Here is an 8,340-nt window from a genome sequence, read left to right as displayed (position 1 = left end):
AGGCGGCATCACTGGCGCCGTAGTGAACCGGCCATTTTAATTGTCGCCGACCGGCCAAAATAATTGACGCGAGATAAGCACTATAGATACCGAGCGCTAGCTAGTCCCGTCGCTGCCAGAGTTCATAGGCAAGACCTGAAACCATGAAGTAGGAAACGCTGAGCAATATGAGCAGCAGCACGACACCGCGACCCTGAGCGGAAAACCGGGTGTACCGCGCGAGGGAGAACCAGACCGAGGACAATGTACCGCTGGCACGCTGATTCATCAGGGAGAGGTAATGTAATGACCGAAACGACGCAACAAGCGTTGTACCAATTCCCATGACGACCCCGAAGAGTTGGGTCAGTATCCAGAACCGATGTTCATCCTCCAATCGTTGGAGGTAGAACTCAATGAACCCATAGCGAAAAGCTGCCTCACGTGCGCCGGCAATAATCCCCGCCTGCGCGAGATCGATCAGGTAGATGGATGAGCCCACCGCGACCAGAGGCGTGAAGATGTACCAGCCCCATTCAGGGGTGTTGTATTGCCCCCGGATAACAGAAACGAGACCTGCCGTAAGAATAAAGGCCATGCAGGAAAACACGCCACTCAGCCAGTAGTGCAGGATATCACTGGCGTAGCGGCTGTATCCCCAGATAACCAGCGCCATGACCATAAACGCCCCGCCAATGTATACCCATCCATCCTCCGAAGAGGATGTTCCTCGGCGCTGATTCACCACGATTGTTTGCTTAAAGATGATAACGGTCTGCTGGACCGTTGCGGGTGCTGCAGGTGAAGGCGCCTTGTTAAAACCCGCAAACAGCAGGCCCAGAATGGCGCCCACAAGTGGGGAAATAACGGCACTCAGCACAAGTGGGTTATTGATCCAAGTATCAAACGCGTTCAATCGATGCTCCTTTGCATGCTCATATTGTTTGCCCACCCGGCAGAGAATCTACCGATAGCGTAAGCAAACCCATTGCAGGCGGCTTCTCCATCGGTTTTGCCGCAATTTACCGTACTTCTTCCAAACAGAGTTTCGGCGCGAACATCACGAACTACGCCACCAAACCATTTACGACGGCGGCAACAGCTTGCGCCGAAGCCGCTGGGTTGGTTTGGGCTCCGCCGTGATTGGCCAAGCATGCCGAGCCATTGGGGGGATTTCGGATGGTTCATCGCGCATTTCGGTCATGTTACTGAAGGACACCCTAGTTTTGGTGGCACGCCGTTTCGGCCCAGGCGCCAGCATGGCTTCAGGGCTCCGGTCTATGCCACGCTGGCGTTCAGCCCCGTTGACCATCGACACATGGCCCCAGGAGGTCGCTCCCTCGAAAAAAGTACCGGCCCGTATATCGATCCTTTTCGACTCTCGAATTGGATGGACTTCGACTGTTGTCTTTTGGCCGAGCACCATGCTCGCGAATTGTCAGCGCAGGCGGTGAGATAGCCTGCATCAGGAAGGGGCGTCCTTGTTATTTGAGCCTCCGTTCTCCTGAACGTTCCTATCCAGACTACCTTCGGTTTTTCCCTAATTAGTGTAGCTTTCCCCGGTGTGGCAAAAATAACAGCCATCACAGCGCCATCAAATACAACAAAATACGCTATCGAATGAAACTTATTATTCGGTCTTGGTGTGATGTATCTCCAAATCTGTGATTTGGATCGTTGTCGCGGTTTAATATCTAGCGGTTTCACCAGGCAGCGGCGGCACCGGCATGTTATAGAAGAGGACGGTGCAGACGCCGATGATCAAATAAGCTGCCCCTACGTGTGCTCTCTAATCGGAACCGCCATTCCCAACCGCCTCTAGCCACTGTTCCGCGGGCCTTCTTGTTTCTTGGGGTCAAGCCTACTATCAACGAGAGATAAGCGATGACGAGCTTATTGACTATCCCCCGGCAATAGCCAAGCTTTTCTCCGACGCGTAGCTGCCACGTCCGCTGTAAAGAGTATGGCAGCTACGAGGCTGCGTGCACGTGAGGTCTTTACTCAACCGTCAGGTGGTTCGACCTGGCTTTCGCCCGGCCATGCGGCAGGCGATCTCGAACGCCTGGCGAATAGCGCCGGGATTGGCTTTGCCTTGCCCGGCGATGTCGAAAGCGGTGCCGTGTGCCGGAGTGGTAATCACGATCGGCAGACCGCCTTGGACTGTGACGCCACGGGAGAATCCCATCAGCTTGATCGCTATCTGACCCTGGTCGTGATACATGGTCACCACGGCATCGAAGGCCCGACTGTCACCTTGCACCTTCAGGAAGATGGTGTCACCAGGGAACGGGCCGATGGCATCGATACCCAGTTGCCGGGCGCTTTGCACCGCGGGGCCAATGATATCCAACTCTTCGCGCCCGAAGCTGCCGTTGTCACCGTTGTGTGGATTCAGGCCACACACGCCGATGCGTGGGCTTTCCATGCCGCTGCGTTTGAGTGCGCTATCGATAAGCCGTATGGCCTCAATCACTCGTGCCCGGCTGAGCATTCCCGGCACCTCGGCCAATGCCACGTGAGAGGTCACGCGCGACGTCCAAAGGTTGTCGAGCACGTTGAACTTACAGAACCGCCCGTGGAAATCCAGCAGCTCGGCGAACCAGTGCAATTCGTCGCTGTGAGCCATACCGGCCATGTGCAACGAGGTCTTGTTCAGAGGCCCGAACAACACCGCATCGGTGCCTCCGGCCTTGGTCAAGCGTATCGCCACTTTCAGGGTAGCAAGGCTATAGCGGCCACCGATCACGCTTGCTTCGCTGCGAGGAAACTCGCCTTCGGCCTGCCCGCGAAACGGATAGAGCAGTGGTAGGTGGCGAACACCAGAATGTCGTACGGATAGCGTTTGCCACTTCGGGTAGAAATATGTCGTTGTTTCAGGTCAAAATATTCCGCCCTGTTGACAATGAATGCTATTTCCGGCCGTATCAGGCTCTGCTGGGGGTGCGTTAATCCCTGTTTAAAAAATGAGCCGAATGCCACATGCATAAACGCCGGTTTATAATAATGAACTGGTGAATCGGAAATCATTAATAACTCCACTTTGTTATTTACAATATCCCGATGCAATTTGACCGCCAGTAGATTGGCCAATATGGTACCGCCTGTCCCGCCCCCAACAATGACAATTCTTTTTCGCATCAACGTTCTCCCAGCCGAGGTGAACCGGCTGCATCAACAGCACTACGATTACGGAAGTGCTCCGATAAGACGGCGATAGAAAACCTGCCTCACTGGCAGTCTAGTAACCGCAAAGAATAAATCAAATAGAATAGGGGTATTGATTTGGGCTTTCTTTTATCAACATTTTAATAAGTTACATGAAAATTAAATAATTAAGAAAATTCATTGCCATTTGTTCTAATAGCATCTATCGGGTGGCGATTTTGGAAATGTACTTTCGTAAACCGATGAGCGCGCGCCACTTAGTGAGTGCACCGGTGCATTTGGCCGATTACTCGAGTACCAGGTTTCGGCCTGTCTGACTGCAAATCGATAGAGGTCATCGGGGAGAGGCCGTTGACACTATACTCGCTCTTATTTGCCGGTTCCCCGGTAGCCATTGTCTGTCTGAGCATGCCGAATATCCAGGGCACTTGATTGTTACTGACGAAACATGCTGGCCGACAAGTTTTTTTGGTTAAAAAATTTGCGCCGACTAGAATAATAAGCGTTGCGAATACTCATCATATCTCTCCCTTTCGGCAGCACGCCCCCGGCACAAATGGGCGCCGCCTCGAGACAATATCGCTTTGATTTCATCTGAAATTACTATGATGGTAGGTATATGCCGCAAAAAAAACGCTTGCCGCCTTGTCGCGCCCAGCCAAGACTTCAAACATCGCAGACGTTAGAGCCTAAGTCCTTCTGGCGGCTTCAGCCAGTTGGGATGGCACAACCTATCCTGATTACCCTGAGTGCCCGCCAATACTTAGCGTGTTGCGCATCAGTGTGTCGCCACACACCGCACTAGTCTGGCATCGCCACCCTATTGCGGCGAGGGCTATCTGCTGAGCGACACCCTAGCCATTGAAAAGAGAGAGCTAAATGAACGACGAGTTTTCTGTTGCGGTGAGGTCATTTACGTCCGAAATCCGAAACTAGGTGCCCTCACGCGACGGGCAGCAGTACAGCCATTTCCCCGTCGGGCCCTTGGCGAGCTATCACGCATCGATGCTTCTGGCACTGGGCGGTGGCGACATCTTGCAGACACCGTACCATGACCTGGCGCCGTCCTTGACCACGGGACGACTTGTGTCCGTACTGACTGACTTCGAGAGCATGGGGGCTCCTTTGTCCGTGGTCTATGAGAAAGTTCGCCAGGCCTCGGCCTGAACCAGACTCGCCACCGACTTCCAGTTTAGTCTTGGCAAGGGAATTGGCGGCATAAGGCCCGCGCCGGATGCTGGACGACGCGGCTATAACCCTGGAGCCCGGACTACGAGGCAGATCGGTATGGCAAGATCAAACCTAGGCGCTGGCGTCTGTTATCTACTGTTTGTTGGCTTTTGAATTTCCTGCACGTGGTCGCGTACTGTATCGCCCTTATAGACACCGCGCGAGCGCCGTGGCGCTCAATGATCTTTGCGGCCAGCGTACGGCGCAGTTCGATTTCAGTTTTGAGGTTGTTGATCTCCTACGCCAAGGCTGCGCTCTCTTGGTCCACTGCCTGGATGGCCAACTTGTTGGCCGACACATTGGGCTACTTCTTGCCAGCGAGCAACGTGCGCTGCAGCAACAGCGCTTTCTCGAGCATGTTGGTCAGTGCCACTTCCTCGGAAAGCCAATGCCGTTCGCGCCCCTCGGTTCCTATTGGGGTGAGCTCAAAAAATGCGGCGACCGACGCGCCATCGTCCAACAACAGGCTCTGGGACCGTGGCAGGTACTCCGCCCAGGGCAGCATGTCCGCAAAGGATGGGGCGACGTCGTAGAGCTTCTGCTCGTCATGCAGCGTGGCGTACTGGCCCCGTCGGGAGACACCTGGCTCGGGAATGCCTGCAGCCGCCAGTGTCTCGGCATGCTTGTGCCAAGCGTCTGCCTGGTCTGGCTCACGAGCCGGTTCTGCCGGACGCCGAAAGCGCTGGCGCCAGCTCGTCATTGGAGCCCCCGAGCGAGAGCTGGTTGTCCTTTGAGCCGCAAGAGAGTCGGAAGGCGTGGGTTCACGATGGCAATTCCGATGGCATTGGATGTTGCCCAGTGTCGCGGGGAGGCCCGCTCGCGGCTGCCAACAATCCGATACGTGGGGCAACCGGATAGTCCAGATGGCGTGAGAGAGGATGGGGCCTCCCCTCTGTGATAGGTGTGCCCCCCGATTTGTGATGAGGACCGGCAATTTTGAGTTAATTCTGATTCACTGTGGATTGATGGCTTGAATGGCAAGGTAAGGCCCAACAAGTGAGAATTAATGATCTTGAGCTGCATGGCGCATAACTCTATAATGTTGTGAGTTATGTCGCCCAATATGCGAGAAGGCACATTATGTTGGATTTAAGCTTCAGCAAGCCGAGTGAAATCGTCAAACTGCTCTGTGAACGCCTCCGTACGGAGCGGCTGGCACTGCAGATGACGCAAGTTGATGTGGCAGCCCGCGCCGGCGTTGGGGCCAATACCGTGTCCAATCTGGAGGCGGGACGCAATGTGAGCTTCGAGACGGTGGTCCGTGTGGCAATGGTGCTCGGGCGGAGCAAGGAATTCGAAGGGCTCTTCTTACCAAAGCTGGATAGCCTTGAGGACATTCTTCGGTACGAAGAAAGCGCTAAGCGTAAGCGAACCAAGAAAGGAACCAGAAATGATTGAGCGAGTAGACGTCTACTACGACGGCTGGGGCGAACACTGGTTGTGGGGCTCTATGGTTTCCACGACGGCGGTTACGGGGCGTCCATTGGTTGTGTTCGAGTACAGCGATGAAGCGAAGAAAAAGGGTCTGGAGCTTTCTTCCTACACGCTTCCTCTGAATGGACCCAAGCTACGCAGAGACTTCCCGCCGCATCAACTGGGGCTGCCCGGACCAGTCTATGACTCGCTACCTGATGGTTGGGGCATGTTGTTGATGGACCGTCTTTTCAAACGGCGAGGTTTCAACGTGGCGCGCATCGGGCCGCTGGAGCGGCTCGCATACATTGGCAACAATGCGATGGGCGCGATGTCATTCGAGCCCGTGGCTCCTGAGGTTCAGGGTGCGCAGATCGAGATCCCCCTTGATCAGCTCGCCGCCGAGGTGCAAGAGGTCCTTCAAGGTGAAGGCGAGGCCTTCCTTCAGCAGTTGCTGCAGGTCGGTGGTTCTCCGCAAGGGGCCCGCCCTAAAGCCCTGGTCTATCGTGATCCTCGTTCCGGCGTCTTTACCACCGCCGCAGTGGCCGGCTTCGAGGCCTGGCTCATCAAGTTTCCGGCACACCAGGAACACCCCGAGGTTTGTGCCATCGAAATGGTCTACGCCGAGTGCCTGCGCATGTGCGGTATCCAGACCCCGGACACGCAGCATTTCACCTTACCCAATGGGATGGCTGCGTTCGCGTCCAGACGGTTTGATCGACAGGACGGTCAGCGCGTGCCTATGCAAAGTCTTGCCGCGTTCACGGGGGCCGACTATAGAAGCCCGGGCGTGTTGGACTACATGAACTTCCTGCGTGCGACGCACATGTGCACCAATGATGTACGCGAAAAACGGTTGGCGTTCGAGCGAGCCGTCTTCAACGTCGTATTCAACAATCGAGACGATCACCCCAAGAACTTCGCCTACGTCATGCAGCCTTCCGGAGACTGGAAGCTGGCGCCGGCCTACGATGTAACGTTTTGCGAGGGACCTGGTGGCTACCACCAGATGGACGTCATGGGAGAGGCACTAGAGATCGACCGGGCAGCGTTGCTGGGTCTTGCGAAGGAAGCGGAGGTGAGCGCTGCGGCAGCCGGTGCCCTCATTGATCGGTTTTGCGGCGTGGCCAGTCAGTTTGCGACTCTGACTGAGAATATGTTCCCGCGTATGGTCACCCACGAAACCCTGAGCACCATTCAACAACGCATCGACGCGAACATCGCTTTGCTGCGCTAAGGCCGGGCAGTTCTTTAGGGCATGGGCTTTGCGGGCCCCATAACAATCGGATGTGTACCGGCGTCATCGATCGCCGGCTCCAACCCCCGCTCGCCGCGGCCAATGCCGGCACGATCGACGAGGAAACGTTCACGCCACGCCTCACCGCTGGCCCGCTTTCCCTCATTCTCCATACTCGTGGTGTACCGCATAAGCCACAGGTGCATGTACCACTGCCGATCCTCAGCATGCTTGAGGGCAATGTCGTGGAAACGCTGGTAGAACGCTTCGTCATGATCGCAGTCCAGGCTGTCGCCCTCGTGAGCGACCTCGTGTTCTACGAGGGAGAAGATGTACATGACGGTTTTGAGCGGGCGTGACTTGAGCTGCTGCACCACTCTGGTATTGATCGCAATGTAACTGCTGCCGTCGGTCCATGCTTCTGCGGTAGCCGATTCTCCCAGCAGGATCTGCAGCGTCTTTCCACCCCGAACGCGTGGCCCGCGGTGGCGAATGCCGCCGGTATTGATGGCCGAATAGTGCTGCAGCACATTGCGCAGGGCAGTCCAGGCGCGCCGGGGTTCTTTGTCCAGTGCTTCACGCTCGCTGACCAAGGACGAGTGTTCGACGTAAGCAGCGCTCAGCGTCGAAAACGGGATCAACTCGGGTAGATAGAACCTGCCGATCCCCCAAAACCTCGTATGGTTCGTTTCCACGTCCTCACGCAGATTGCCGTGGATGCGGTCGATGCCTTCACGCAGTTCGTGGGCGTTGTAGCAGCCGAAGCGCTCAAGGGTCTTGGGATGCACGATTACGGCAACACCTTGGCGTGCGAGGACCTCACCTTTGGGAACGTCGAAGCCATCCTCCACCACGGTGAAGGAGCCGGCCAGCCTGTTCTGGCCCGAGCGGCAGCGGCGTAAGAAGTGCTCTAGGGAGATATGGCGCTTCCCGGGCAGAATGGTGATGACTTCTTCTTCACTGTAAATGCGGGCGATCTTCGGGTCGCCGGAAAGCAAAGTGCGTGCAGATTTTTCCCGTCGCGCTTCTGTCTTGCGGTGATCGCCCAGACGGAATGTGATGGCATCCGCCATTCCACCGAACTGCCTGGCCATGGCTTTCCACACCGGGCAGGTTTTGCGCAGAATCTCAGTACGGGACACGTTCAGGTTGATGGCTTGTTTGGCTACGATGAGAACCTCTCACGACCGAAATCGATTCGCATTGCTTGGCACCGAACCATAAGAGTCGATTCGTGCACCCACTCAATTTATGCAACAACGCCGCGTAGGGCTAAATGCGCTCTTGCAGAATGCGCCACAGGTGATGCCAATTCG

Annotated in this window: 6 protein-coding genes and 1 pseudogene; 2 read left to right on the top strand and 5 right to left on the bottom strand. The window is 55.8% G+C overall.

Annotated elements, in window-relative coordinates; genetic code table 11:
* Nucleotides 1-100: 100 nt before the first annotated feature.
* The 4 genes and pseudogenes from AC4PR2_RS23630 to AC4PR2_RS23615 form a co-directional block, all read right to left on the bottom strand.
* Entirely contained in the window at nucleotides 101-895 is a 795-nt protein-coding gene (locus AC4PR2_RS23630) for a hypothetical protein (RefSeq protein ID WP_492175559.1), read from the bottom strand.
* Between the two features lie 1,092 nt (nucleotides 896-1,987).
* Nucleotides 1,988-2,677, bottom strand: a complete 690-nt coding sequence (locus AC4PR2_RS23625; RefSeq protein ID WP_337046496.1) for a 4-hydroxythreonine-4-phosphate dehydrogenase PdxA — start codon at nucleotides 2,675-2,677, stop codon at nucleotides 1,988-1,990.
* Nucleotides 2,678-2,787: 110 nt separating this feature from the next.
* Nucleotides 2,788-3,117: pseudogene (locus AC4PR2_RS23620) on the bottom strand (NAD(P)/FAD-dependent oxidoreductase); the annotation flags it as partial.
* A 1,561-nt stretch (nucleotides 3,118-4,678) separates the two neighbouring features.
* Nucleotides 4,679-5,074, bottom strand: coding sequence for a TraC family protein (locus AC4PR2_RS23615; RefSeq protein ID WP_197801607.1), 396 nt, complete (start codon nucleotides 5,072-5,074; stop codon nucleotides 4,679-4,681).
* A 380-nt stretch (nucleotides 5,075-5,454) separates the two neighbouring features.
* On the opposite strand from AC4PR2_RS23615, the gene AC4PR2_RS23610 reads away from it, so the two are divergent.
* Nucleotides 5,455-5,772, top strand: a complete 318-nt coding sequence (locus AC4PR2_RS23610; RefSeq protein ID WP_197801606.1) for a helix-turn-helix domain-containing protein — start codon at nucleotides 5,455-5,457, stop codon at nucleotides 5,770-5,772.
* A complete protein-coding gene (locus AC4PR2_RS23605; protein WP_197801605.1) occupies nucleotides 5,765-7,024 on the top strand; it encodes a type II toxin-antitoxin system HipA family toxin in 1,260 nt (419 codons plus the stop codon). Before AC4PR2_RS23610 ends, AC4PR2_RS23605 begins: the two co-directional genes overlap by 8 nt.
* A 14-nt stretch (nucleotides 7,025-7,038) precedes the next feature.
* On the opposite strand, the gene AC4PR2_RS23600 is transcribed toward AC4PR2_RS23605, so the two are convergent.
* Nucleotides 7,039-8,097, bottom strand: a complete 1,059-nt coding sequence (locus AC4PR2_RS23600) for a hypothetical protein (RefSeq protein ID WP_492175558.1) — start codon at nucleotides 8,095-8,097, stop codon at nucleotides 7,039-7,041.
* Between the last annotated feature and the right edge of the window lie 243 nt (nucleotides 8,098-8,340).

It is taken from the genome of Serratia sp. A07 (assembly GCF_058725505.1).
This window is presented reverse-complemented; position numbering and strand designations above follow the sequence as displayed.